The organism is Agrobacterium sp. 22117, assembly GCF_052045735.1.
GTDB classification, from domain to species: domain Bacteria; phylum Pseudomonadota; class Alphaproteobacteria; order Rhizobiales; family Rhizobiaceae; genus Agrobacterium; species Agrobacterium cavarae.
In genome coordinates this window covers 1-26,363 of sequence record NZ_JBQEPP010000005.1, presented here as the reverse complement: position 1 = coordinate 26,363, position 26,363 = coordinate 1, and the positions used below count along the sequence as shown (strand labels likewise).

General features: G+C 54.9%; 16 protein-coding genes. 12 read left to right on the top strand and 4 right to left on the bottom strand.

Features of this window, described 5'->3' with window-relative positions:
* Window positions 1-44: 44 nt before the first annotated feature.
* Both ACTJKV_RS14975 and ACTJKV_RS14970 read left to right on the top strand, forming a co-directional pair.
* On the top strand, window positions 45-1,496 hold the full coding sequence (locus tag ACTJKV_RS14975; protein ID WP_440599007.1) for a M20 family metallopeptidase: 1,452 nt from the start codon (window positions 45-47) through the stop codon (window positions 1,494-1,496).
* A 470-nt stretch (window positions 1,497-1,966) separates the two neighbouring features.
* Window positions 1,967-3,106 (top strand): RHE_PE00001 family protein, encoded by a 1,140-nt coding sequence (locus ACTJKV_RS14970; RefSeq protein ID WP_440599006.1) that lies wholly within the window; start codon window positions 1,967-1,969, stop codon window positions 3,104-3,106.
* 45 nt (window positions 3,107-3,151) lie between these two features.
* Here ACTJKV_RS14970 and ACTJKV_RS14965 read toward each other — a convergent pair whose 3' ends face one another.
* Window positions 3,152-5,818 carry an ATP-binding domain-containing protein gene (locus ACTJKV_RS14965; RefSeq protein ID WP_440599005.1) on the bottom strand — a complete coding sequence of 889 codons (2,667 nt, stop codon included), beginning with the start codon at window positions 5,816-5,818 and terminating at the stop codon, window positions 3,152-3,154.
* Between the two features lie 190 nt (window positions 5,819-6,008).
* Between ACTJKV_RS14965 and ACTJKV_RS14960 the strand changes: the two genes are divergently transcribed.
* From ACTJKV_RS14960 to ACTJKV_RS14930, 7 genes are all read left to right on the top strand, one after another.
* Window positions 6,009-7,025: a hypothetical protein gene (locus ACTJKV_RS14960; RefSeq protein WP_440599004.1), complete on the top strand. Its 1,017-nt coding sequence runs from the start codon at window positions 6,009-6,011 to the stop codon at window positions 7,023-7,025.
* Between the two features lie 4 nt (window positions 7,026-7,029).
* Window positions 7,030-7,449 carry a hypothetical protein gene (locus tag ACTJKV_RS14955; protein WP_440599003.1) on the top strand — a complete coding sequence of 140 codons (420 nt, stop codon included), beginning with the start codon at window positions 7,030-7,032 and terminating at the stop codon, window positions 7,447-7,449.
* 7 nt (window positions 7,450-7,456) lie between these two features.
* Window positions 7,457-8,938: a DEAD/DEAH box helicase gene (locus ACTJKV_RS14950; protein WP_440599002.1), complete on the top strand. Its 1,482-nt coding sequence runs from the start codon at window positions 7,457-7,459 to the stop codon at window positions 8,936-8,938.
* Window positions 8,935-9,948, top strand: a complete 1,014-nt coding sequence (locus tag ACTJKV_RS14945) for a hypothetical protein (protein ID WP_440599001.1) — start codon at window positions 8,935-8,937, stop codon at window positions 9,946-9,948. Before ACTJKV_RS14950 ends, ACTJKV_RS14945 begins: the two co-directional genes overlap by 4 nt.
* 71 nt (window positions 9,949-10,019) lie before the next feature.
* Entirely contained in the window at window positions 10,020-11,072 is a 1,053-nt protein-coding gene (locus ACTJKV_RS14940; protein WP_440599000.1) for a DGQHR domain-containing protein, read from the top strand.
* Window positions 11,065-12,696: a radical SAM protein gene (locus ACTJKV_RS14935; protein WP_440598999.1), complete on the top strand. Its 1,632-nt coding sequence runs from the start codon at window positions 11,065-11,067 to the stop codon at window positions 12,694-12,696. Before ACTJKV_RS14940 ends, ACTJKV_RS14935 begins: the two co-directional genes overlap by 8 nt.
* Window positions 12,693-14,261, top strand: a complete 1,569-nt coding sequence (locus ACTJKV_RS14930) for an ATP-binding protein (RefSeq protein ID WP_440598998.1) — start codon at window positions 12,693-12,695, stop codon at window positions 14,259-14,261. Before ACTJKV_RS14935 ends, ACTJKV_RS14930 begins: the two co-directional genes overlap by 4 nt.
* 20 nt (window positions 14,262-14,281) lie before the next feature.
* Here the strand turns inward: ACTJKV_RS14930 and ACTJKV_RS14925 are convergent, their stop codons facing one another.
* The gene (locus ACTJKV_RS14925; RefSeq protein ID WP_440598997.1) at window positions 14,282-15,877 is read right to left on the bottom strand and encodes an ATP-binding protein; all 1,596 of its coding nucleotides are present in this window, start codon (window positions 15,875-15,877) and stop codon (window positions 14,282-14,284) included.
* Window positions 15,878-15,881: 4 nt separating this feature from the next.
* Window positions 15,882-17,798, bottom strand: a complete 1,917-nt coding sequence (locus tag ACTJKV_RS14920; protein ID WP_440598996.1) for a PIN-like domain-containing protein — start codon at window positions 17,796-17,798, stop codon at window positions 15,882-15,884.
* A 439-nt stretch (window positions 17,799-18,237) separates the two neighbouring features.
* On the opposite strand from ACTJKV_RS14920, the gene ACTJKV_RS14915 reads away from it, so the two are divergent.
* The gene (locus ACTJKV_RS14915; RefSeq protein WP_440598995.1) at window positions 18,238-18,609 is read left to right on the top strand and encodes a hypothetical protein; all 372 of its coding nucleotides are present in this window, start codon (window positions 18,238-18,240) and stop codon (window positions 18,607-18,609) included.
* Between the two features lie 116 nt (window positions 18,610-18,725).
* Here the strand turns inward: ACTJKV_RS14915 and ACTJKV_RS14910 are convergent, their stop codons facing one another.
* On the bottom strand, window positions 18,726-19,217 hold the full coding sequence (locus ACTJKV_RS14910) for a CBS domain-containing protein (protein WP_440598994.1): 492 nt from the start codon (window positions 19,215-19,217) through the stop codon (window positions 18,726-18,728).
* Between the two features lie 886 nt (window positions 19,218-20,103).
* Here ACTJKV_RS14910 and ACTJKV_RS14905 point away from each other — a divergent pair.
* Window positions 20,104-25,833: a toxin TcdB middle/N-terminal domain-containing protein gene (locus tag ACTJKV_RS14905; protein ID WP_440598993.1), complete on the top strand. Its 5,730-nt coding sequence runs from the start codon at window positions 20,104-20,106 to the stop codon at window positions 25,831-25,833.
* A gap of 74 nt (window positions 25,834-25,907) precedes the next feature.
* Window positions 25,908-26,363 (top strand): RHS repeat-associated core domain-containing protein (locus tag ACTJKV_RS14900; RefSeq protein WP_440598992.1); only part of this gene is annotated, 456 nt, incomplete at its 3' end.

The window sequence follows — 26,363 nt, the reverse complement described above, 5'->3', positions numbered from 1 at the left end:
TCATCGATGCGCGGTGCCGGTTTCGCTTTGTCTCGAGGAACAGCATGCCAGATCAATCAGCCCTGAAATCACTAACGCAATCGATCGACGACCTAGCTCCTAATTTTACATCCATAAGTGATCAAATATGGGATCTGGCAGAACTGAAATATGATGAATACAAATCTGTTGATCTCCTTGTCGGGGCGTTGAAACAGCATAGCTTCGCCGTCGAGAAAGGCATCGCGGGAATGGAAACCGCATTTGTCGGCCAATACGGCCATGGCAAGCCCGTCATCGCCTTCCTTGGCGAATATGACGCTCTGGCAGGGATGAGCCAGATTGCGGACATAGATGAGCATAAGGCAGGTGAACCAGGTGCCAGCGGTCATGGTTGTGGCCATAACCTGTTGGGGGTTGGTTCGCTCCTGGCGGCAATTTCGCTGGCGAAATATCTAGAAGCTAAGGGATTGCCGGGCACCGTCCGATATTACGGTTGCCCTGGAGAGGAGGGCGGTTCCGGCAAGACCTTCATGGTGCGGGCAGGTGCGTTCAACGATGTGGACGCTGCGCTCACCTGGCACCCCGCACCATTCAATGGCGTTAGATCGACGAATAATCTCGCTGTGCTAGAATATTACTACCGGTTCAAGGGCACAGCAGCGCATGCCTCCAACGCCGCTCATCTTGGGCGGTCTGCCCTTGACGCTGTCGAACTGATGAATGTCGGCGTCAATTTTCTTCGTGAGCACATGCCGCAGGATTGCCGCGTGCATTACGCCATCACCGATGCGGGTGGGCGCGCCGCTAATGTTGTCCAGGCTAAAGCAGAGGTGCTTTATCTCGTTCGCGCACCTGAAATGTCCCAGGTTCTAGCATTGGCGGAGCGCGTGGATCAGGTCGCGCGCGGTGCCGCGATGATGACCGGAACTGAAGTCGAGATCGTGTTCGATACCGCCGCCACTAACCTGCTGCCAAACCTCACGCTCGAAAACGCAATCCACGAAAATCTGGTGGCCATTGGGCCGGTGCCATTCGATGAGGAAGACATGGAGTTCGCCCGTAAAATCCAGGCGACCTTTACGCAGGAGGCAATCAGAAGCAGCATCAAACTCTACCAAATCAAGGGCGATGTCTTCTCTAACGAAAAAATCGATGGATCAACACCATTGCATACGGGCCTGCGCGCTTTCGAAGGCCAATCTCACTTCCGTGCAGGGTCTACAGATGTCGGTGACGTGAGCCGCGTTACTCCGACCGCACAATGCTGGGCTCCGACTTGGGCAATCGGAACCAACCCACATACGTGGCAGGTGGTAGCACAGGGGAGAAGCCCTGCGGCTCATAAAGCGATGGTGCATGCCGCCAAAGCCTTGGCCGCCACTGGTTTGGATCTGGCTACTTCGCCAGAGCTTTTAGCGAGGGCAAGGGAAGAGTGGCGAACCGCCATGCAAAACGAGCCTTATGTTTGTCCAATCCCGGATCACATTATGCCGGGCGCCCATTGTTCTGTTTAAAAGGACAAGTCGGGATAACGTTTTCGGAAGGGATGAAGTACGAAAAGGGACAGGCTCCAGCGCATCGTGGTGCGCTGGTGACGGTCTCGCGCTGTAAGAGTCGCCCGCCTGACCAGGTACAAATCTACAAGCCCTTTGGCAGCCTCCGGTCCCACGTGTAGCTTCGTGCGGCACTATTTTGTTGGCCTGAGAAGTGGATCCGTTGCGGTCATCGCCAGGAGCGCCGTTTTCGGTGTAGTAATCACCTCGGACAAGTTGAGGTAAGTAAGAAATTTTGCTACCAAAGTAACCATTTTGAAAATATTGCTGTTCTCGCAATGCGAAATGCGAAAGCTACGCTTAGTGATGTAAATATATGTTTGTTTACTTTCGATAATGGATACTTATCGATGGTTATACGACCAACCAGCAACCATGCTGTGTGGCGAACCATAACATTTAAATAGAGTTACTTTAGCAAATCATTTACCATGATTTCAATGACTTATGATCTCGCGAAAATCAGCATGACAGCCCTGATGCGGCCGGCTTTTGACGCCGGCGTCGCTCTGACCCGTCTCGACGAGCGCATCGCCCGCTCGCCCGTCGGAAGCGGCTTCTTGGAACGCACCCACTTCACCGATGCCTCCGCGTCGTTGTGGATTGACGGCGAACTCGTCCACCTCGAGGACCTCGTCCTTCACGACGCCTTGCGCGATACCCGCGCCCCGACCCACGAACTCACCATCGCCCGCGACGTGCTTCGCACCCGCCGGCGGATTGCGGCGCAGTCAGCCGACTGGGCTCTGTCTGCGGAGGGTATTCGGGTTTTGCGACAGACGTCGGACACGGGCACGGGCGGCGCAGACGAGGGAGAGAGGGCCGGCGGGATTCCGCGCGCGGACGCGTCGGATCCTGAAGGGGAGGGGGAGGATGTCGACGACGTCGAGAGCCTCCCGGGTGTCGAGTACGCCGCAATCGATGCGGTGCTGGCCCGGTCGGAAGCGGCGATCGAGAGCGCAATGCGGCCTGGGCGTGGCAGCGTTCAAGACAAAGATCCGATGATTTACGATCTCGATTGGGACGAGGATGCCCGGCTGGAGGAATGGCGCGGCGTTGTGCGTCAGGCCGAAAAGTTGCCGGCGGTGCTGCAGGCGATCGTCGCCCTCGATGCCTGGAACGAGCTCTCCGTGCTTCAACACGCGCCGTGGCTCGGCCGGCTGCTGGCCGCGTCGATCTTGCGCCAGGCCGGCATCACCACCGGCGCACATCTCGCCGCCATCAACCTTGGCCTCAAAACCATCTCCGTCGATCGGCGCCGGCATCGCGATCGCGAAACGCGGCTGCTCGCCATCGCCCACGGATTTTTGGCGGCCGCCGAGATCGGCATGAAGGAGCATGACCGGCTTGTCTTGGCGCGCACTCTTTTCGAGCGGAAGCTGGAAGGGCGGCGGACATCTTCAAAATTGCCGGAGCTGGTCGAGCTCGTTATGGCGAAACCGTTGGTGTCGGCGGGAATGGTGGCGAAGACGCTCGACGTGACGCCGCAGGCGGCGCGGCGGATCGTTTTCGACCTCGGCCTGCGCGAGATGACCGGGAGGGGGAGGTTTCGGGCTTGGGGGATTTTGTAATCTATTCCAAGACAACCGCTACTTTCCCGGACCGGATTCACCACCCTACCATTTCTGCTCAAAGAGCGGTTCGAGGTGTTTGACACGATCCGGCAAAAATTGAGCGCAGGTCAACCCCAGATACGATGCCGCACGTGTTGCCCCGACATACAGGTACTTGTCGAATAGGTCGGGTAAATTGGCCGCCAATGTGTCGACGCCCACGAAAAAGACGGCCTCGAACTCAAGCCCCTTAATATGTTCGACATTGAAGACCCGGACTGCGCCCTCTCGACCGCGGACTTGACCATCGGGGCAGGGGATGACGCGAATGTTATTATCGAGGAGAACCTCTCCCAGAGCGTCTGCAATCGGGCGGACATCAGCTTCACTGTTGACTAAAACGGCAATGGACGGGAGTTCGCGAACGGTCTCCTCGATTTCAATGATCCGGTTTGCGAGCCAGCGTGCCGTTTCTGCAAGGTCACTCATTCCCGTTCCCAGGACCGGTGATACGCCTTCGTTGTCAGCGAAGTCAGAAAGGGCAACTTCCGCGGCACTGTCTCCACCAAGGGCGACCAGTTGGCGGGCCAGGGCGTGAAGTTTTTTGCTTTGCCGATAGGCAATTGAAACATACCGATTATCTATATCTGGCAACACCCATTTCATTTGCTCGAGCGACCGGGTCCCCCATGCCGTTACCCGCTGGTTGAAGTCACCGCAAGCGAAGAACGAACGGCTCACGGGTCGGGCGAGCATCGACATGCAGGCAAGCTGTATGGGAGAAAAGTCCGTTGCCTCGTCAACGAGGACCTGAGTCCGGTAAAGTTCGCTCATGCGCGTCAGAATCCGCTGAGCCGGATTTTCCGGCGTATCAAGCCGTCGGGCTCGGCGCACGAGTTCGTCTGAACTGCGCATCATGGCGAGCAGGATGAGATCTGCTTCCAGGGGATGAAGGTCCGTCACTGCATGTCCGTGCGGAGCGAACCACAATCCCTCCGCCTGCCTGATGCGGCGAAAGCGGCGATAGCGTTGCGGGACACCGTCGACGTAGCGGCGCACCGGATTGACGAACCATCTGAGTGCGGATTGCACCACGAGACTTTCTCCGATGCGCTGCAAATCCGGGTCGGCCGGCATCCGGCCGGCAAGCCAATCGATAATGCGGCCGGTACGGCTCGCTTTCGGAACATTCCTTCGACGCGCGCGTGCTCGCGCCTGCGTTCGCAGGACCCGGAGATAGTGGTTCATCGCAGCCGCTCTGCCCACGCGCGGCTGGTTTGTCTCCTCTTCATCTTCCTCCTGATCATCCGCGTCGTCAGGCACATCGGACAAGCCTTCGATGAAGGCTCCAAAACTGTCGAGAAAGCCCCTGTCCCGGTTAACCTGCAGGTTTAGGGACTTTTTTAATTCGGTGTCTGTGGCGGCCTTGCGCGCCTCCACCATGGCCCTGATGTCTTCAGCAATGGGAAGGAGACTGACAAATACCTGCGTGCTTTCGCTCCCTTGCGGACCGATGGCAGAAGAAAGTCGTGCCCCAACCTGGGCGACATCGGGCGCGGCCTGTTCGCTCAAAGCTGCTGCGGAACTGCGCATCTCATCCCAGAACGCTGCCCTTTGCCATTGGTCAAAATCCTCGAACCAGGTAATCGCGTCATCCTGAGATCCCGGCCTCAATGTCAGCGCGTTGTCCTTCAGAACATAGCTGCTTGAATTAGAGGTCGAGCGGAGGATGGGGAAAGTGTTCCTCGCGAGTTCCTCGCGGTAGTCTGACCAAGTGCTGATGCGGTCGTCGGGCGCTGGGATTTCTTCGCGATTGAATGCCTCCTTGACGTAGAGTTTCAGGAGTTCAGTTGGGGTAAACATGATCCAGTCGCGAGCGTAATCACTTTCACGGCTCGGCGATGTCGCGCCAATGGCGCGGCGCTCGTCCTCTTCGAGGAACGCGATATCAAGCTTTTGGCCGAGCCTTTTGATCAGGGTCGTCGTTTTGCCGGTTCCCGGAGCGCCCAGCAAAAGCAGCCTGCTGTTTAGTGGAAGGCGGAAAATTTCGTCCTGGTACTGGTCGAGCAACGGCTGGTCGCGCAGATCCATTCTGGTAATGACGCTTCGATGCAAGCCCGCGCGGCTAATGGCGGCTGCTTTTTCTTCTTCCAGCAAGGCGTCGAGCACACTTGCATCGACATCGGGCTGGATCCGCTCCAGCCACCGGCGGAACGATTCGATGCTCAGTGGACCGTAGTCGCTCCCGGCGACAACGGCGTTATGCGCATCCCATTCGCCATCGACTACTCGTGGCTGGAAGCGGGCAGATTCCACGACTTCGACCGTAACGGGGCGGCCGTCTCTAAAAATGGTATGATCCGAGCCGACAGGAAGCGAGGCGAGCCTACCAACCGGGGAGCGATAACTAGCAAGCTTTATGCCCTTGTTTGTGAGGGGGACGGGGCTCGTGCGGCAGATGTAATAATCGGTGGTCGCACCGTCCTCATCGGTGACCCTCACCCGGGCAATGGCGGGTTCTTCGATCAGCAAACGATGAGTTTCGGCGTTCTCCTGGTCGATACGCCTGCGGTATTGGTCAGCATTCGGATTGGTCCAGCTGTTATCGGCAATTTGAATAGATGGCGCACGTGCAGCTTCCAAATGGTCGCGAGCCGTACCGGATATCATTGCGAAGCTTTCGAGGCTTTCGTTTGCCACTGCTTCGATCTGTGCTTCATGCTCGCTCAAGCTTACCCCCCCCCAAAAAAAAGCTCAGGCCAACCGGGGCAATTCACCACGGTGCCGTTAGTTATTCTGCGGCACTGTGCCCGCTATGTTAATGCTGTCCACTAAAAGTTGCGGCCGAACTCATGTTGCTGCTTGGAATCGCCTGCAGGTCAACAGTAAAATGTCTAGCAACAGCGGGGGGAGAATCAAATTGGTCAATGCGGGTACACACCAAAATATTGCAGTGGACACGATCGAGCTCGATCGCTCAAACCCCCGCATCCGCAAGTTCCTTGAAATGTACGGAGACAATCCCTCACCCGAGGCGATCTACCTGGCGCTCGGAGCCGGTAACGAGGAAGAGCCAGGCAGTTCAAGCAGCACCACATTCGAAAAGCTGAAGCAATCCATCCTGACGAACGGCGGCATTATCCAGCCGGTGATCCTCAATCGCCGGGCCGATGGAACCCTTGTCTGCGTCGAAGGCAACACCAGGGTTGCGCTCTATAAAAGCTTCCTCGACGATGGTGTCAAAGGCAGCTGGACGCATATTCCGTCGCTCGTTCATGACGAGATTGACGAGGCGTCCGTTCACGCGATCAGGCTTCAGATACACCTGGTGGGAACCCGACCATGGGATCCTTATTCGAAGGCGAAATATCTTTACGAGCTGAGGACGCAGGAGCACCTTCCCTTTGCCACCATCGTTGATTATTGCGGCGGACGCCAGTCTGAGGTCCTTGAGAGCATCAACGCCTACGCCGACATTGAAAAGTATTACCGCCCCGTAGTGGGGGACGATGGGGAGTTCGACACAACACGCTTCAGCGGCTTTGTGGAGTTACAAAAAGCAGGGATAAAGCAGGCAATCAATCAAGCCGGCTTCGATTGTTTCGATTTTGCGCGGTGGATTCACGGCGGTAAATTGCACCCCTTGCAAAAGGTGCGCGTCTTGCCTCGCGTTTTGCGCAATGAAAAAGCCCGAGAAATATTCCTCAAGGACGGTATCAAGAAAGCGGAAGCTGTCCTTGAGAAGCCGGACCTGACGAAAACGCTGCAGGAGGCTCAACTCGGACAGCTTGCTCGGGCACTGGTGGCCCAGATTGCGGCTCTTCGCTACGATGAGCATCAGCGTATTGAAGCCGACCCCGGCGGTGAAACGGCTCAGGCGTTGATCGACGCTCAGGCGGAACTGAGCAAGTTGATATTAAGCCTCAAACTTGGCTGATGTTATGGGTGAGACAGCCGTCCATGCCAGATTGGTCGATGCATTGATTGTTTATGCCGAAATCGAACTCGGCCAACGAAGCAACCTTTGCTTACGGAATGACGCCGTCCGACCGGTCAGAGGCGAACGGCCGCCAAGGATCAATGGCTTCGTTCCTGATTTGTACGCCACGGACGTCCCAACAACGGCAACGCTAATCGGTGAGGCGAAGACGAAGGCCGATCTTGAGACCGACCATACACGCGTCCAAATCGAGGCCTTCCTCGGCTATTTGTCGCAAACGCCGAATGGTATTTTCGTCTTGAGCGTACCGTTGAGCGCGGCGGCGACGGCACGCCGGCTAATTTCACAGCTCAAGGCGCCGTTCATTGAGGCTCAGACTCGGACCGTTGTTATTGACCGCATGAGGGCTGTAGTTTGCTGAGGTCGCCATGCTGAGGATACAGAAAGCCGCAAGCCTTGACGCCAAACGCTCGGCCTTCCCGCATCAAATGGAGGCGTTCGCTGCCGTAAAGGACCTTCCCTATGCGGCGGTTTTTCACGAACAAGGCTTGGGCAAGACGAAGATCGGCCTTGATCTCGCGTTGTTTTGGCTTGCCAACGACGTAGCGGACTCCGTCCTGATCGTCACTAAGAAGAGCCTTATTGAGAACTGGCGCAACGAGATTGCCGATCACAGCCATCTTCGCCCGCGAATACTGGGCCAGGACCGGAACGCAAATTTCTATGCGTTTAATAGTCCGGCCCGCCTCTATCTCATACATTACGAAGCCATCGTTTCGGAGAGAAAGCGGCTGGAGCTGTTTTTAAAAACGCGCAAGGTCGCCGCGATTCTTGACGAGGCTCACAAGATAAAGAACCCCGAAGCCGAGATCACCCAGGCAGCGCATGTGCTCGCTTCTGGATTTGTTCGCCGAGTGATCATGACGGGAACGCCTGTCGCAAACCGGCCATATGACTTATGGTCACAGATCAAGTTTCTTGATCTTGGAGAGAGCCTCGGCGACGAATTTGCAGCTTTTAAGCGGGACTTGGACTTAAGTAATGAGCTTCGCAACAACGATAGGCGAGCCCAAGCCTTCGCAGACGAACTTGAGGCGGTCTTCGAAAAGGTTCGGCCGTTTTCAGTCAGAGAGACCAAAAAGACCGCAGGGCTAAAGCTGCCGGACAAAACGATACGCAATCTGGAATGCGAACTCGAACCGCGGCAGGCGGAAATATATGCCCAGTTCCGCGATGAACTGGCGGCAATCGTCGTGCGGCAGGGACGCCCCGTTCTGGATGACGCCGAGGACATCCTCAAGCGGTTACTGCGACTGGTCCAAGTCGCTTCCAATCCGGCGATGGTCGACCAGGCTTACAGGTCCGTGCCGGGCAAGATGCGTGCTCTCGATGAACTCGTGACAAGCGTCATCGATGCTCGGGAAAAGATCGTTGTCTGGACTAATTTTACGATGAATGCCGAGGCGCTGTGTCGCCACCTTGGAGAATTTGGAGCAGTATTGGTTCATGGCGGCATCGAGATTGCCAAGCGCGAGGAAGCCTTGACTGCCTTCAAGACGGATCCTCAAACCAGAGTTCTAGTCGCAACACCGGGTGCGGCGAAGGAAGGGCTGACACTCACCGTCGCCAACCATGCTGTCTTTTACGATCGCAGCTTCAGCCTCGACGATTATCTGCAGGCCCAGGACCGAATTCATCGGATTTCGCAGGATAAGCCCTGCTTCGTTACCAATTTAATCGGCATGGATACGGTCGATGCCTGGGTCGACGCGCTTTTGTCCGCCAAGCATCTGGCCGCACAATTGGGGCAGGGCGACATCGACCGCGAGGAATATGATAAACGCGCAGACTACGCCTTCGCCGACATGATCCGCGAGGTGCTAAGGCTCAACACGCAGGAGGAAGAATGAACGCGATGGATAAGCATCCGCTTAAGGCTGGCGAACCGATCCTAATACGCGGGGTTGAGGTGCCTGTCGAAACCGGATCTTTGCCGCAGAAGCATCTGCAGTTCTTCGTGGAAAATCCGCGTGTCTATTCCATCCTGCGATCCCATGGCGAAGAACCCAGCCAGGCCGACATCGAGCGCAAACTCCTTGATATGGACCATGTGAAAGCGCTAATCCAAGACATCAAGCGCGATGGAGGGTTGACAGATCCGGTTGTGGTGCGGGCCGGCACCCTGGAAGTGCTAGAAGGCAATAGCCGACTTGCAGCTTATCGAGCGCTCGCGAAAAACGATCCTGTAAAGTGGGGATACATGAAAGTGCGGCTGTTGCCGCAAGACATTGATGAGGCTTTGATCTTTGCCCTATTGGGCCAATACCATATCAAGGGAAAGAAGGATTGGGCCCCCTTCGAACAAGCTGGCTTTCTTTACCGTCGCCATAAAACCCATGACGTCGATACCGGCAAGTTGGCGATCGAAATTGGTCTCTCAAAGCGCAAGGTCGAACATCTGATTGCCGTTTATCAATTCATGCTCGACCATGATGAAGCCGACACGGCGAAGTGGAGCTATTACGACGAGTATTTGAAGTCCTCGAAAATCAGAAAGGCCCGCCTCGCAAATGTGGCTTTCGACAGCCTCGTTGTTGGAAAGATAAAGAGCGACGAGATTGCGAAGGCCGTCGATATCCGCGACCGCTTGCCAATCATCTGTTCGGCGCCAAAAGCGTTGCAGAAGTTCGTCAATGGAACCGAAGGGTTCGAGGATGCCTTCGATCATGCCGTCGAAGCGGGCGCTGATAACACCCCCCTGAAGAAGATCACCAAATTTCGAACCTGGCTTGCCCTACCCGAGACAGAATCAGCGCTCAACCACGCCCAGGATGAAACCCGCAAGAAAATCCTGTTTGAGCTCGGCAAGCTTTCAGGGCGGGTTGATACACTGCTGCAGAAGTTGAACCCCAAGAAATAGCTGGACGACGAATCTGCGTGTTCTTTCGCACTTGACTTGCTCGCGCGAAATGCAGAAACTGCAGCCAACGAATGCAGATTTTGCAGCTGAGGGGTGCGATGGCGGAATCAATTTGGCTCAACTGCTCGACTGGCGTCTCGGTCGACAGGCCGGTTCTCCTAGGGTTTGCACCGGCGAAACTCCTGCATCGATACAGCTTTGCCGACGTGTTGAACGAAGACACAGGTCTTGGCTATCAGCGTCGCTTCAACTCGCAGCACAGCCAAGATTTCCGTCGGTACATTCGACAGACCGGCGCCTCGACGATCCCCCTCACTTTGAATCTGCGGCCTTACGAAAAGGGTTGGAAAGTCGAGAATGTCGGATGTGGACAGGCTCGGTTAGAGATCGAGCTGGACGCCGGCAAGATCATGGCGCAGGTCGATTGCCAACATAGGCTCGGTTGCCTTGAGGATCTCGACATCCAGCTGCCGTTCATGTGTTACGTGGGGCTCAGTCTCAAAGAAGAGATGGAAGTCTTCAGTACCATCAACAGCAAGGCAAAAGGCCTGAGCAACAGTCTCCTGGACTTTCATGATGCACACCTGGCTGGAGACCTGGCGAAAGATCGCCCGGAAATCTTTATCGCTCTTCATCTGAACAATGACCCGGATTCGCCTTGGTGCCGACAGCTTGATCTCGGCGGAGAGAGCACTTCCGGGATGACCCGGCGTGCGTCGCTTCGGACGATGCAAAAGGCCATAAAGCGATTTCTCAACTCGACCCGGTCGCTCAAGACGCGCTCACCGGAAACCGTCACGCAGATCGTCATGTCCTTCTGGCGTGCAGTTGCCGAGGTGCTTCCTGCCCAGTGGAGCACGCCGCGCAAGCACATCCTGACCAAGGGTGTTGGCGTATACGCATTAATGGACATCGCTGCCGATCTTTACAACGAGGCCGAGGATGGGGCCAAGCTGGACCGTGGCTATTTCGTCAATCGCCTCGCTGACTTTGCCTATGATATCGACTGGTCAACGACCGGCCGCCTGAAAGGACTTGGCGGCGAGGGTGGGGTCAACGAGGCCGTCGAATATATCCGCGAAACCCGCAAGCGCTCTCATTTGAAAGTTGTCAGCAATGGCTAATAAGAAAATTCTGCTTATCGAGCCGGGCTACAAGAACAAATACCCGCCGCTTGGACTGATGAAGATTGCGCAATATCACGGCCCCCGGGGAAAGCGTGATAACGTGCGTTTCATCAAGGGTGAGGATCGTTCGGTCATGAACGAGGCCTGGGACCGCATTTACGTTACCACGCTATTTTCCTTCGAATACCCCAAGATCTCTCAATCGATCGATTTCGCGCTGGAAGTGGCAAACGGCCAGGCCGATAAAGTCTTTGTCGGCGGAATCGCAGCATCTCTCATGCACGAGCGGTTCTTGGACGAGCGCCGCTGGCACGGCATTAGGTTTATTAAGGGACTGCTGTCGGACGCACCGGCAGTCTCTCTGCAGCTCGACGAATTTGCGGAAGAACTCTATTCCAGTGATACAAACGGCCGGCCGATTGAGGATCTCGTCCCGGATTATGATATCCTTTCTCAGATCGACTACCGTTATCCGGTACGGGATGCATATTTTGCCTATACGTCGCGCGGCTGCATTCGCAAATGCCATTTCTGTGGTGTGCCGAAGCTTGAAGGCATGCAACGTGATACGGAGTCGCTGTCCGATCTGGTGCGTGCCATTGACGAGCATTACGGTCCGAAAAAGGATCTTATCCTCATGGACAACAATGTTGTCGCTTCGGCGCGATTCAAGGAAATCATTGCTGAAATCCGTGACCTCGGATTCGTTCCGGGAGCAAAGCTCATGAGACCGGGCGCCAAGGTTGCCGTTCAGCGCCGGGTCGACTTCAATCAGGGCGTTGATGCTCGGATCCTGTGCAAAGATCCGATGTATTTGCGCGAACTGTCGACCATTTGCCTTAAGCCGCTTCGCATCGCGTTCGATCATCTGGGCGTGAAAAAACCCTACGAGCAGGCGGTGCGCTACGCCGCTGAATATGGACTGACAGAGTTGTCGAACTACATGCTGTACAATTTCCATGACGGTCCGGAGGATTTGTTCGAGCGCATGCGTTTGAACGTGACCCTCAACGAAGAGCTTGGCATTCGTATCTGGTCGTTCCCGATGCGCTATCAGCCGACAAATCGCCCCAATCGTGGGCATATCGGTGAGAAGTGGTCGCGCTATCAACTGCGATCAATGCAGATCGTGTTGCAGGCAACCCACGGTATCGTCAGTGGCGCGCCGGACTTTTTCAAGCACGCGTTCGGCGACACGTTCGAGGACTATGCGCGCATCCTGATGATGCCGCACGATTTCATCTTCAATCGTACCTGGTACGAGCGATACGATCAGGATCATAAGCTCTACGAATTTCAGGCCGAGTTTAGTTCTCTCGATAATTATGAGCGGGCAGAGCTGATGGAGCTGTTGTCCTCCCGCGATCCGCGCGAGTTCGTCACGCTGAGTGATTTTGCGGCCAACGATAAAGTCCGGCGGATTTTGCGCTTCTATATTCCAGTCTCCAAGGATGAGCTGACCACCATTTGGGCGACGCAGAAGGAACTGGTTCGACTGGAAGCCATGTCGGACCTCGGGCTCGCCGAAGACGAGCGCGTGGAGGACGCCGGCTTGGACTATGAGGAAGAGAGCATCGCTATCACTGCAGAGCTCGCACCAAAGCAAAGGGCTGTTGCATGACGACGGAAGCCACCACACGATTGAACCGTTCGGCAATTCTTGCTGCGAAAGCTGATGGCCAGAGCGAACCTTTAGAGGAAATAACCATTGGGCGGGATGTGTTGGAACTGGTTTCCAGCGCTATGTACATCGACCCGATGACAATCTACCGCGAGTATGTACAAAACTCCGCAGACGCAATCGACGACGCCCGCAGCCGCGGCTTAATTTCCGCCGAGGAGGCTGGGAAAGTTCTAATAACCATCGATCCGATGACGCGGAGTATCCGCATCCGTGACAATGGATCGGGCCTTTCAAACGAAGAATTTTCCCGAAAAATGGTCGCGCTCGGCGCCAGCGGGAAACGTGGGACAAACGCCAGAGGCTTTAGAGGCGTCGGACGCCTCGCCGGACTAGGCTACGCGCAAGAGCTGGTTTTTCGCTCACGCACGGCGTCGGACGATAGCGTGGCTGAACTGACATGGGATTGTAAGCGGCTAAAGGCGGCGCTACGCGAGGGTGATGGCGATATTCAAAGCCTGATACGGTCCGTCGCGACTTTACGGAAGAAACCGAAAGCTGACTATCCGGACCGCTTCTTCGAAGTCGAATTGCGGGGTGTTGTTCGGCTGCGAAGTGACAAGTTGATGAGCCCTGCAGCTGTCGATGAGTATCTCGGCCAAGTCGCTCCCGTTCCATTCGCACCCGAGTTCCGATTCGGCTCTGAAATTCGTGATATCCTTGCTCCGGTGGTTGGGCTTGGGGATTTGGAAATTTGGATAGAGGGGAGCGAGCGGCAAATATTCCGACCACACCGCGACGTATTGACGCCAGCCGACCATCCTCCAATTCAATTCAATCGCCTGTCCGTCAGTGAGATCTCGGCAATTGATGGTGAGCTTGCGGCCATCGTGTGGGTTCTCCACCATGACTATCAGGGCGCGTTGCCAAATGGCGTCGGGGTAAAGGGGTTGAGGCTGCGTGCCGGAAACGTCCAGATTGGCGAACATAACCTTCTCGAAGAGCTGTTTTCTGAAGTTCGGTTCAATGCTTGGGCTGTCGGTGAAATCCACGTCGTCGATCGGAAAATAGTTCCGAACGGGCGGCGCGACCATTTCGAGCAGAATGCCCACTATCATAACCTGACCAATCAGCTTGCGCCGATTGCTCGCGAAATTTCAAGGCTTTGCCGCACGAGCTCGATCAAACGAAAATGGCTGAGAGACGTGGAGCTGCAACTCCAGTCCGTCCATCAGCTAACCGACGTTATTGCCCAGGGTACGATTAGCGATGAGGAGCGTGCACGCTACGAGACGCGCGCCAACGACGGTATCGCGCGTGCGGAAAAAACGCTGAGCAGCGGTGTCCTCGATGACGAGGACGTTGTGGAAAAGTCTGCTGAACTCAGTGAGCTGCGTTCGAGATTAAGCACTGTAGCGGCAGAGGCGGGTACGCCGGTTGAGTTCCACCAGCTCGATGAACAGGAGCTCGCGATCTTTAAACGTTTCTGCGACCTCGTATACCGATGCTCGACCAACACCGTCGTGGCCAAGTCGCTTGTCGACAAAATCCTACAGCAACTTTAAGCTCGACCGGGTGGTCCTTTCTAGAAATCGTCCGAGCCCAGCAGCTCGGACGCAATTTTGGCAACCTTTGAATAGGTTGGCGGATCGAGCTTTTCTCGAAAAGCTGCCATTAGCTCGGAAATAATATCGAGCTGCGCTTGCTCCCGCACTTCGGAGAGGTCCACTTGCTGAGAGACGCCGAGATTTCGCACGGCACGGGTTTTGACATCGAGAAGTTTGTTCTCGAGCGAGCGCAGCTGTGAACTGGTTTCCAGATCAGCATGTCGTAGAGCCCGACCAACTTTGCGCTGCAGCTTATTCACGGCGTTCGAAAGCTCAATAACCTTGTCCGTGTCGGTCCCGGCAGCCGCAATCGACTTTCCTTTCTCTTCAATCTCTTTGGTGTTTCGCGCCAAGGTTCGGATGGATAGCTGTGCTCGCCTGGAAATGTCATAGGCCTGCCGACCCAAATCGGCGCAGAGGTCGGCCAACTCGCCCTGCATTTTTATCCAATTGTCGTCCTCCTCAAAGCCGTCACGACGAGCGTTCGGGATGACAAACGTCGGGTCCACGAAAATTTCTCCCGCGTACCAGTCATTGAATCTGCCAAAGGATGCAGCCCCTTCAACGGAAGAGAATTGCTTTCCCATGAGTTCGGTGCCGTCAATCTGGATGTTTCGCATGCGCACGCGCATCGCCCGGACGCGGTCGTCTTTGTACACGCCTGGCTCTTTCTTCAAAGCAATCCAGGCCCACCACCGACGGCTAGGCGGATCAAAAATCTTGATGTCATAAATCGGAACATCGTCTTTCCCGACGGCTGCTTGGTTTCGGTAAGGTTTGCGGACGTCGGTCTCCTCGTCGCCGCGCTTGATCAATACTCGGACTTGATCGAGCAGAGATTTCTTGGTCGCATCCTTTTGCGAAGCTGAGGGGAAGCGGCGCTCCTCGCCAGCCTTTAGAATTTGCGCAGCAAAGCTAAAATCGTCGCGGTAACCCACCGGTGCAACCTGACCGACAAAGTCCGACATCAGCGAAGAATCCAGGCACTCCTTCGGTGGGTTGACCAGCCCCTCGAGCCTGACTTCGAAAAAGTGTTCGTCTGCCTTGTGGCCGTCGCTCTGGCTGGCGTTGATGTTCTTTTCCAACAGCTCCGTAAGGGTGTACTTTGCCCCGTGCGACGGCGACATTTGTTGCCTGAGTTGCTTCGCATTGAACGTCACCGTTGTCTGAACAGTTTCGCCTTGAGCCTTCGTGACGAACTTGAGGTTGGTGCAGAAGACGATGCCTGCAAGCCTTCCGATGCCACGGAACCCGGCTTGGGACCGGAAATCCTTCAGCGATGCGCCAACCGAGGTCAGCACTGACACCGCCCTAGCGGAACCAAGCCCCATCCCATTGTCGCGTATAACGAGCATCGAGTCAGACATGGTGATGTCGATGCGAGCCTCGCTTACCTGCGTAATTTTTTTCTCGATCGCCAGCAGCAGCGAATCGAAGCTGTTTTGCAAATATTCTCGAATTGCGCTCTTTGAATCCCCGTACATTCCGATGGTGAGTGTTTCGAGGATGAAGCCACCGAAATAAGGATCAGCCTTTTTGGGGATCTCGGTTCCGATTTCTGAAGTTTCGGTCATAATCTCACTCATCGATCAAGAGTACGGTTTCCGACGGCGCTATCAGGCCTATTGTCGGGCTGAACTCGACCACGCGGTCAAGCTCTGCGGTGTTTAGTAATTGCGCCACTGGAAATCCTAACAGCTGGCTCGCTCTCTCGGCGATGCTTCTCACGGTAGCGCTGGCCTGTCCGTCCAGTAAATGGGACAAAGTGAGTTCTTCCTCCGACTGCGTTGCGTCCAGTACTCCAAGGCCGCCGATCTGTAGTCCAAAGATAGACGACCTGCCGCCAGACACGTCTTTCAGTTGCACCGTTACAGGGAGCGCAGGCATTGCAGGGTCTGGTGAGTACAAGGGCTTTTTGTGGAGTTTGCGAAATCTTCCTGTTATGACGGCAATTGGCTGCGCAGCGAACGGTCGGTCTTGAAGACTCAGAAGGGATTGAAAGATGGGAGCGGACGGTGGCGCGCGTAAATCATCGCCATCGAAATACGCTCCGGCTAGAAAGCCGAGGTAAAGGCATGTCGCGGTCCCGCTCGGTAGCTCGTCTATCATCCCGAGGAGGTCGGAGCAGTGAGCGACGGCAAGAGAATCGCCCGCTTGGCTTCTTGAAACCAAGGCTCGCGCCAGCCAAACCAAGGTGCCGGTGTCTGCAGCCTTGAACAGCTCCAGCTGCAGGAAATTGATTATGCCTCTTGCTTCAGTATTTTCGTCCAGAACTGCCTTGACCAATGCGTTTCCAGGGGGATGCTCCAGCTTTCCGCTGGTGGTGAAGGCAAGGTTCAACTTAAGCGGAGCAACCAGGACATTAGGGCCGTCTTTGAATAGCGTTCCTGCACGGATGTCATCGCTCTTTCCGCGGGGCTCGCTTCCGACCATCGCGGCGGTTGCTTTAAGACCCTTGCGAACGTCTTTGTCAAACTCCGAGGGCTCGGGCAGTTCAACGTCGACCGCAGCATTGAAGAAAGACTGGCAAGGAATTCCTGCCTTCTTGAAGTATGTGGCAAGATATACGGTATCGGTCAGAACAAGCTCTTCCACGCCGGCGGACGCGTGCGCTTCGAATAAAAGCATAGGATGAGCGCGAGGGATGGGATTCCAACTTCTCTTCGCTGCAATGACTTCATCCTCGCGGTCAATCGTAGGCGCGGGCTGGGCACCCATCAACCAATCATTTTTGCGGTCGTTGCTGAGGATGATCACGGATTTTGCGCGGACATCTTTCGAATGTCGCAGGATCTCTCTCCAAAACTCGAGGTCACCAAAGCTGTTTGAGCCGACACCGTCGCGCTCTTTCTTTTTTTTATCCTTGAAGCCAGGGGGAATTCTCCCGGTATAACGGCTTTTTTCCAGAATCTCGATGTCATGCAGATTGTCGAATACAGAGCCGCTTTGTACGCCGTAATCGTTTATCATCTTAAAGACGTCGTTCACATGAGACTGATAGTGCTCAGTGCTCCATTTGGATGCAAATCCGGCCAGCCGTTTGACGTCGATCAGTGTTTTTCGGACATTTGTATGAATTTCCGCCAGTGACCGGTGCTCTCCTCTTACCGGGGTATCCAGGTACGGCCGCAAAGCGGCATAGGAATCATTAGCAGCGGTGCGAAGATTACCCGCTACCTCTTGCAGCTGGTTGGAGATCAATCCTGTGACATGGTGGCGGAAATACTCATGAGCCGCCCAGACAGGAATGTGAATGCGGCTTCGCCCTAATGCGTGCAGCCATGAGAGTAGCTCTGCGCGGCCGTCACTGGATACGCCCGTTAACCAGACAAGAAACGACGTGTCGAAGTAGATATGGGTATCGGAGCGGCTTTGCAGGATTTGTAGCCGTGCAAAGTAATCCTCGAAAGTTTGCACATCGGTCGGGATTGTCAGCTTCGGCAAGGGTCGCTTTATTTCCTTTGCAGCGACAAACCTTTTATGCTTACCGCGCATACAAAGTATCTTTCCAATTCGTGTTAGCTCACAGGCTAGCGTTGTAGCAAAACGGTTCCTAACACTCCATTACGAATACTCCCACAGGTTGGTAGTCGCAGGCGTGGGCGGGGCCAACTGACCAACCTGTCGGCACAAAAATAGTGGCTTTGGAAATGAGGCTAACCGGGGCATTGGATGGGTGGCGTCTCCGTTTCGGTTTCAGCATCAATCCCTGTCACGTCAATGAGATATGCCCGCAAGTAGGAAGCTCTTGGATAAAATCGAATCCGTGTAGATGACGACGTGCAAGCCGCCTTTACGCCGAACGAAGTCGGCTCGCTCATAGCGCCGGTCACGCCATCGCTCAGGCACCTAGTCTGTCTGTCTATTGGGAAGACCGGGGACTTAGGCAACTGATGTGGGTTGTGCAGACCTGTCAAGTGGGGAGACAATTTGTTTGGCACTGACCAAATTGATGTTTCCATCAAAAGCCCCCGAAGCTCCTTATAAGATCAAGCATCTTCGCAACATTCCTAAGTGTGGAAAGGTTTTCAGAGGTCAAGGGATCTGGATCGAAATGCATAACGTCATTTCTTATAGAATTAACCTCAATCAGTTCTCTACAAAAATTTGCGCGATCGAGCTGAAGCCCGAGTTTCGCCCAGTTATCGTCATTCTCAAGAATACGGATGTAATTACCGAAGGTGACGTCCGCGACGTTCTTGAAGTATTTGAGAAGAAATTCATCGCTACATGCTTTCTTGATATCGTTCACCGTGAGTTTCTTCGAAATCAAAGCACTCAGATGGTTTTCTATTTCTGCGAGTAGCAAGAATGGCGTGCTAGTTTCTTCGAATTGGTGAGTGATATCTGTTGATGTGACAATTCCTGCGATGCGTTTGTCCGACGCGCGTATCAAAACATAATTATGATCTAATATAATCTTTATGCCTGCAAACAGCGATGCTGATGCTGAAATTTCTTGCGCGTCGTCCATAAAATGCTGAGCTTGGGTACCTCCGTCTTAGTGATGTTGCGCGCTCCGATAGATTCCCAGCTAATCACCCCTTTGACCTCTCGGTCTGTTGTCATCACTGGTAATTGCGAGAAATTTCGAGCGAGCATCAAGGTGATGGCCTCCTGTAAACTCGCGGTTGGCCGGACACTCATCGGGGCGCGGTTGGCAGATTCAATTTTACCGATTCGAAAGGATGGATCGTCAGCCGATTTGCTATCGGTGAATGTTATTTCCGTGGAATTCTCGACAGCTGGTGCTGGCGCTGTGCTGTCAGGCCCATCGCCTCTGCGCTTAGCGGTCAGCTCAAAAGTAATAGGCGTGTCTACCCAGATATCCAGATAGTTTGGAACGGTACGAACACCAGCTGCCTTGAGCTGAGAATTAATGTATTCAACATTGGATGCAGTCCGGCGTTGCATTCCAAACCAGGAGAGGAATGTTCTTATGGTTACCGGGGTCGCGGTTTTACCCCCTTAAGATCTTTAAGCACCGCTCGTAGTTCGTCTGCCAAGTCTACCATTTTTTTCCCCCGTTGGATCTCTCCTGAATATACTGGCAAATACGAATTTTCTGTTTTCTTCGAGACTTTGATCGGATGGTGGCTCTTTTGCCAGTTGCGGACCCGATCGTGTAACAGCGCGCCTGGGCTTCATAGCCATCGGTAATATCCTTCAGGTTGGTCATAAGCACCGACTCTACCGCAAAGAGCGATGGCTATGACGCAAAGCTACACCACGCGCTCGGGCACGATAAAAGTGAAACGAGATCAATATGATGAGACGCCAGTACGCCCTGAAGAATTGGCACGTCGAAGGTTCTGATCTCATCAAGGCGGCAAGAGGCCCTTGGCAATGTCGTCAATCTGAGTTGTATTCTCTATACGTTGCGAAGTTGCGATGAGACGACGAGCTGCGGTCGACAGTCTGATTGCACTGAAAAGCTTATAGCTCGCCCCGCTACGAAACCTCGCGATTGCCACCGTCTTAAACGTCTCAATTGGCAGGATTACAGGAGTTCCGCAGATGCTCCTGTCTGTTCTACGGTGCTTCACGAGTCCGCGGGCTACCTCAAGTTAACCAATGTCATTAAGACCTCGACGCTGACGCATTTGTCTATTCCCCTGCATGTTATACTCGTAAGCATGTCTCCAGCCACGATTCTTTCGAGCAGCTTAACGAATGACGCGGCTGGAAGAATTCAGCTAAAAATTGTAGAAATTCCCTATCTCGCCTTGCAAAAAGTTGAGCCTGATGATCATGAATATCGAGTCAGTTCCATTGTTTTCTTGATTCGCGAGAGGGTTTGATGCGAAACATTTCTCTGGGGTTAGCGGCTTTAGCTGCCACGGTCCCGCTTGGGCTTTTGATTCCTGAAATCTACGACGCAAGTCGTGGCGGGGTTTTCAACATCAGCGCTTATGCAGCGGAAAACAATGTAAGCTCGCACGTTGAATTTGGCACATCTAGCGCGTTGGGACGAACGGCCAACGCCGCTCCAACCGCCGTCGTCGACAGTAGTGGTGCGAGCACCACTGTTTTGTCAACTTCTTCGCATCCATCACGCAATGTTTCCACGGATGCCCGTGACGTCGATCGGGCTAACTCTACAAGTGGACGTTTTCAAAGCCTTGAGGAACAAAAGACTGATCTTGGCGGAACCCAGGAGCAGCTTGATGTAGAGAAACAACCAAGCGCGGCGAAGACTGCCACCCAGACAAAAGCGGTAGCTGCAGCTAGCTCTGGGTCGGGAATCGATCCTAGCTTAGGGTGGAAGAATCCACTAACAGTTGCCGCCGATTACAAGCCGCGCACTCCCGAGAGCTTAGGGAGCGGGATGCTGTCCGAGGCTGTCGAAATCCATTTGCCCGCGTTTCGTGGCTTGGAGCCAAAGTTGACATTGCAGTATTCATCCGGCGGAGGTCTTGGAGCGGGCGGTTTACGCGCTGGCTGGGTCGGTGTCGGCTGGGACCTTGATGGTGTGCCTGATATTGTTCGAACGGCTCCGGTTAACGGAACGCCGAACTTTGACGCTAGCGACGTCTACCAACTCGGGGGCCAAGATATGATTCCCTGTGCCACGGGCGTCTCCTCTCCCTCTTGTTCGGCGGGTGGAACACACGTAACTAAGTCGGAGAGCTACCAACGCATAAAGTTTGAAAACAACATTTGGACGGCATGGAGCAAAGAAGGTGTCCGCTCGGTCTTCAAACCGGTCTCCAACTGGGGCACGGTCGTTGATGCCGGCGACACCAATCCTTCCCTAATACGTGACGGCTATCGCTGGCTGCTTGCGCATCGCATCGACACACACGGCAACGTGGTAAACTACAATTACAACTGCCAGACATTGCCAGTCTGCTACCCCGACACAATCACCTACAGTGAAGCTGAGATTAAGTTTGTCTCAACAGCGCACCCAGGTTACCAGACCAAAGCGACGGGCCGCGGTCTTGCCAAACTGGAACGACAATTAAAACGGATCGAGGTGCGTTTTGGAGGTAAGCAGGTCGGGGCGTATGTTCTTACACAAGCGACAAGCCCGTCGACCGGCCTCCAGCGACTTGAACAGGTGCAGCACTTAGGCAATGACTGGACGGTCACCGAAGACGGAATTCTCGGCGCAAGTGCGCAGCCGCCAACAAGGTTCTCGTACTCTGACTCGCAAGTAGAGTTCGCTAAAGGACTACAAGTTATTCATCCTCCTGTGTCCGATATCTATAAGCGCCCTTTCGATCTTGCTGGAGATTTCAATGGTGATGGCCGCCAAGACGTTCTGACTGTCACTCCTTTCAATCCTTGTAAAATAGGTATCCAGTTATCGACACCTTCCGGGTTCTCCCAACCTTCAATAGTCCATGGTGAACCGAACGGTGCCTATCCATGTGGTTCTCCCATGACAAGCAACCCGTCTGCGCCTCCTTCGCCTACCCTTGGATTTTCGATCGCGGACTTCGATGGCGATGGGCTGTCCGACATCTATAGATTGTACAAAGCGGATCTGACGATTTACTTGACAAGATATGATCAAACTCTTTCCGAGGTGCGTTTTGATAGACATCTTATCCCAAATGTGAGGCACTCCGACATGCCGGCTGGCGCGGGCCTCTTGGTGTCGGAATTTCACTTAACGGGAAAATCGGAAATATATTCTCTTCAAAATCAGTTGCTCTACTCTTATGAAAACGGCGCGTTTTCCGGGACGCCGCTCGCTACATCAGTGTATTATGCTGGCTACCTTCAGCCCCTGCCCCCTCACGACATCAACGGTGATGGCCGACCGGACCCAGCTGCGGTTACCAACTACGCTACACGTGCTTTGACGCAGTATACCGTTAAGGATGCCGCGTTCTCTCAGTTATTTTCAGCAATTTATCCAGAAGTTGAAGGGAAAACGTCGGCATTTGCTTCAGGTGATTTCAACGGAGATGGCGCTTCGGAGTTGGCGACCTACCGAAATTTTATAGGGATTCCGCTGAGCTTTACCGTTCCTCCAATTCAGGTTGAACTATCGTCTGGATCGGCTCTGCAGGGTCCAACGACCTTGGTGCCACAGATGCAATGCCGCACTGTGATGGATCCTTGGTATGGCACAACGCCACAACCGACAGGAAGCTGTAGACACAAAGTCCAAGCGGTCGATATCGATAGCGATGGTCGCTTAGATATCGTTGTTTCCGTACCTGTAACTAGTTCTGCACTGCCACCGATGGAAGTTTTCCTGAGTCGCGGTGGCGGCGTGTGGGAGCGCAAACTGCTACAGGCACTCTCTCCTTACTCCTTTGCGGACCTTAACGGTGATGGGAAGGTTGATATTTTCCATGCACGAGAAAGTCATACTACTTTCTTCGAATATCCCTCCGGCGAGGTTTGGTATTCGACTGGCCCCATTCCTGATTTGCTGACGTCGGTTACGTATCCTGAGGGTGGCGTTGTTGAGGTTGAGTACAAGCCGTCGAGTGAGTGGGGTCTGACGGCTGGGACGCGGATGCCGTTTGTGACGCAGACGGTTTCGGCGATCGTGGAGAAGGACGGTCGGGGTGGCGTGTCGCGCACGGAGTACAGCTATCGTGGCGGTCGTTATGATTACAAGGAGCGCAAGTTCCTGGGCTTTGCCGGCCTGACGGCAAAGCTGCCCTGCGCGTCTGGCGAGACGGCTTGCCCGAGCATAGACATCACGTTCAGCCAGGCTTACGCAGCCATCGGCAAGCCGTTGCAGATCGAGTATCGTGATGGTGCGGGCGTGGCGCGCAAGACGGTTGTCAGCACCTATGCCATCGAGAATACGACTGCACCTTACACCGCGTTGAACACAGCGACGGAGACGACGTTGTCGGAGGGTGGCTCGTCGATCGTCCTGCGTCGAGAGAATGAGTTCGATGCCTATGGAAATGTCACGCAGGCGCGCGACTTCGGCCGCAAGGATATCACAGGTGACGAGACATGGTTGGTCACGTCGTATGTTCCCAACACGGCGGACTATATCGTATCGCTCCCCAGTGTGAGCAGCGCGCGCTCCCTGACCAATGGCGTCTTCAGCACCGATAGTGATGTTTTTGAAGAGCAGACCGCTTTCTATTACGACGGTGCAACGAGCGAGACGACAGCGCCCACGAAGGGTAATCTGACGATGAGGCGCTTCTACAAACAGGTGGAGCCCGTCAGCTCTTATGTGGAGAGCTTCACCTACGACACCAATGGCAACAAGTTGTCGCATGTGGATGGAGCAGGTAACCGGACGGAGTGGGATTATGATGCGACATACAAGTTGCACGTGATCAAGGAACGGGCGCCGAAGTATTTTGCCAATGGTAGCCTGTCGGCCGATACGCGTTTCGTTACGACCTTCACCCCCAACTTCGTGTGCGGCAAGCCTGCGGCCAAGGTCGACTGGAACGGCATAACCCATACCTACACATATGATGCCTTTTGCCGGCCCTATGGCGAGACGAACTCGGGCACGGGTGGCTACGTCAACACCCGCTACGAGAACGAAGGCAATCCTCAAACCCAGGCTGTCGTCACCTATAAGGCAACGGCGACTGGTTCGGGAACGGTGTTTGACCGCAGCTATTACGATGGTCTCGGCCGGACATGGCGAGTGGAGACCTCAGGTGAGACTGCCAGTGGGCAGACCCGCATTACCGATACCACCTACGATGCACGTGGCAACAAGGCGCAGACAGCGTTTACCCGTTATGCCAATGAAGCCGCGCAATGGACGGTCAACTCCTACGACTGGCAAAACCGGGTGGTAAAGACGGTCAATCCGGATGGCTCTCAACGGACCTACTCCTATCTGCTGCAGCCGCAAAGCCTTGCGAACACAACCAGCGTGCCGGTTGTCGATATCCGCATGACGGACGAGGAAGGCAAGCTGCATCGCACCGTCAAGGACAAGAACGACAACATCATCCTGAAGGCGTCACAGCTGTCGGGATCATGGGTGGCCGAGACCAGACGCTACGATATGAAGGGCCGTCTTCGGCAGGTCAAAGATCATGGCGGCGCGACCTGGACCTACACCTACGATCTTGTCGACAACCGCCTGACCGCAAAGGATCCGGATCTTGGAAGCTGGTCCTATCGTTACGACAATGCCAAGCGCCTGACCGGCCAGACGGACGCACGTGGTGCGGTGACGACACTTGCCTACGACCAAATCGGGCGGCTGAGGACGAAGTCGGTCAAGGGAGCAGGAGAAACGACGGCCACGACCACGGTGACCAACACCTACGACACCGCCGCCAGTGGCATCGGTGCGGCACCCTTCCATAATGTCGGGTTGCTGACACGGGCGGTGAACGGAACTGCGACCCACCATTACAGCATGAGCCAGACGGGCAACGGGACCATCCTGACCACCACCTCGATAATCGATGGTATCACCCATACGATGACCGAGAGAAAGGGAAAGCCCGATCTGACACTTGCGATCAGCTACACACCGGCCCCTCTCGATGTAGGCACCTCAGCAGCTCCCTGGTCCTATAACGCCGCCAATGAACTGCTTGCCATACCTGGTCATGTCACTGCGGCTACTTACGAAGCGGATGGCCAGACCAAATCGATTGCCTACGCCAATGGCGTGACGACAGAGTTCACCTATTCGCCAACCCGGCGCTGGATGACCCGGGTCGTCACAAAGAAGGGCACCACTGTGCTCATGGACAACCAGTACACCCGTGACAAGCTGGGGCGCATCAAGACAATCACCGGTCTGACGCCATCGGAGAACTGGACCTACACTTACGATGACCTCGGGCAACTGACACAGGCCGTCAATGCTGGCAATAGTGCTCTAAGCGAGACCTACACTTACTCACCCTCCGGCAACCTCTTGAGCCGTAGCCGCGTAAGTGGCGTCTATCAATATCCGAGCGGTACAGCCAGCAGGCCCCATGCAGCGACCCAGATCGGCGCAAAAACCATAGCCTACGATGCCAATGGCAACATGACATCCGACGGCACACGTACATTGACCTGGGACCGCTCGAACCTGCTGGCAAGCGTAACCGAAGGAACATCGACTGCCACCTTTGCCTACGGTCCTGACGGATCACGGGCAATCAAGGCATCGCCCTCCAGTAAAACGCTCTACGTGAATGCCAACATCGAGATCGACCGGACCACGCCAGGGTCGGAGGTCTATGTCCGGTATCCGCACCCCGATGTCAAAATCTCGACGACGGCGACCAATGCTACCACGCCGAGCTATCTGCATCGCGACCATCTCCAGTCGGTGCGCCTGGTTACCGGCCAGTCCGGCGGGATCACCGAACAGACGGGGTACGCGGCCTACGGTGAGGCGACCAACCAGAACATGCAGACCAAAAAGGGCTACATCGGCGAGCGCTTCGATGCCGAAACCGGCCTCATGTACCTCAATGCAAGGTACTACGATCCAACCTTTGGCCGGTTCATTCCGCCTGATGAAGAGGCTGGCCCCAATATCCATGACGAGGACATCGACCCGATCGATCTTCAGGGGCTGCAGATAAACCTCCCGCAGAGCACGAACCTCCCTGCCCACCACTAGCGATCATTGCTGCGGAGCGCGCATCGGCTCCGCAGCTTCGCCCTCACTGTCATTCCTCACAGCGGAAACCCTCCATGCAACAGCATTCAGGCTTCAAAAGCATGCTGATCAGGCTTCAGAGCATCTTGCTCATCGCCTGCCTCCTCGTCGTTCCCTTCGCTCAAGGGGCCAATGCCCGTTTCATCTCGCCTGACGACTGGGATCCAACACAGGAAGGCGTAGGAACAAACCGATACGCCTACGCCGGAAACGATCCAGTCAATCAATCTGACCCAAACGGACATATCTTCTGGGCTGTACCAATTGTTATCGGCGGTTTCCTCGGACTACTGGGCGGAACCAAGCCCGCAAACGCGCCGACCACAACGAGTGGCATCGTCCAGATGAGCGAAACACAATCCCTCGGGAACTCTGCGTTGTCGGCGGCCGCAGGCACCAAAGCAGCCTCCGTGTTCGGAAGCTATATCGGAAGCATCTTCCAACAGACAAAACAAATAGAAAACACGAAGGAAATCGCTAATACAGAAAGT

Coding starts and splice junctions, on each gene's coding strand:
- ACTJKV_RS14920 (WP_440598996.1), bottom strand. CDS start 17,798: ATGCGCGGTAAGCATAAAAGGTTTGTCGCTGCAAAGGAAATAAAGCGA.
- ACTJKV_RS14930 (WP_440598998.1), top strand. CDS start 12,693: ATGACGACGGAAGCCACCACACGATTGAACCGTTCGGCAATTCTTGCT.
- ACTJKV_RS14970 (WP_440599006.1), top strand. CDS start 1,967: ATGATTTCAATGACTTATGATCTCGCGAAAATCAGCATGACAGCCCTG.
- ACTJKV_RS14905 (WP_440598993.1), top strand. CDS start 20,104: ATGCGAAACATTTCTCTGGGGTTAGCGGCTTTAGCTGCCACGGTCCCG.
- ACTJKV_RS14975 (WP_440599007.1), top strand. CDS start 45: ATGCCAGATCAATCAGCCCTGAAATCACTAACGCAATCGATCGACGAC.
- ACTJKV_RS14910 (WP_440598994.1), bottom strand. CDS start 19,217: ATGCAACGCCGGACTGCATCCAATGTTGAATACATTAATTCTCAGCTC.
- ACTJKV_RS14925 (WP_440598997.1), bottom strand. CDS start 15,877: ATGACCGAAACTTCAGAAATCGGAACCGAGATCCCCAAAAAGGCTGAT.
- ACTJKV_RS14950 (WP_440599002.1), top strand. CDS start 7,457: ATGCTGAGGATACAGAAAGCCGCAAGCCTTGACGCCAAACGCTCGGCC.
- ACTJKV_RS14935 (WP_440598999.1), top strand. CDS start 11,065: ATGGCTAATAAGAAAATTCTGCTTATCGAGCCGGGCTACAAGAACAAA.
- ACTJKV_RS14955 (WP_440599003.1), top strand. CDS start 7,030: ATGGGTGAGACAGCCGTCCATGCCAGATTGGTCGATGCATTGATTGTT.
- ACTJKV_RS14940 (WP_440599000.1), top strand. CDS start 10,020: ATGCAGATTTTGCAGCTGAGGGGTGCGATGGCGGAATCAATTTGGCTC.
- ACTJKV_RS14945 (WP_440599001.1), top strand. CDS start 8,935: ATGAACGCGATGGATAAGCATCCGCTTAAGGCTGGCGAACCGATCCTA.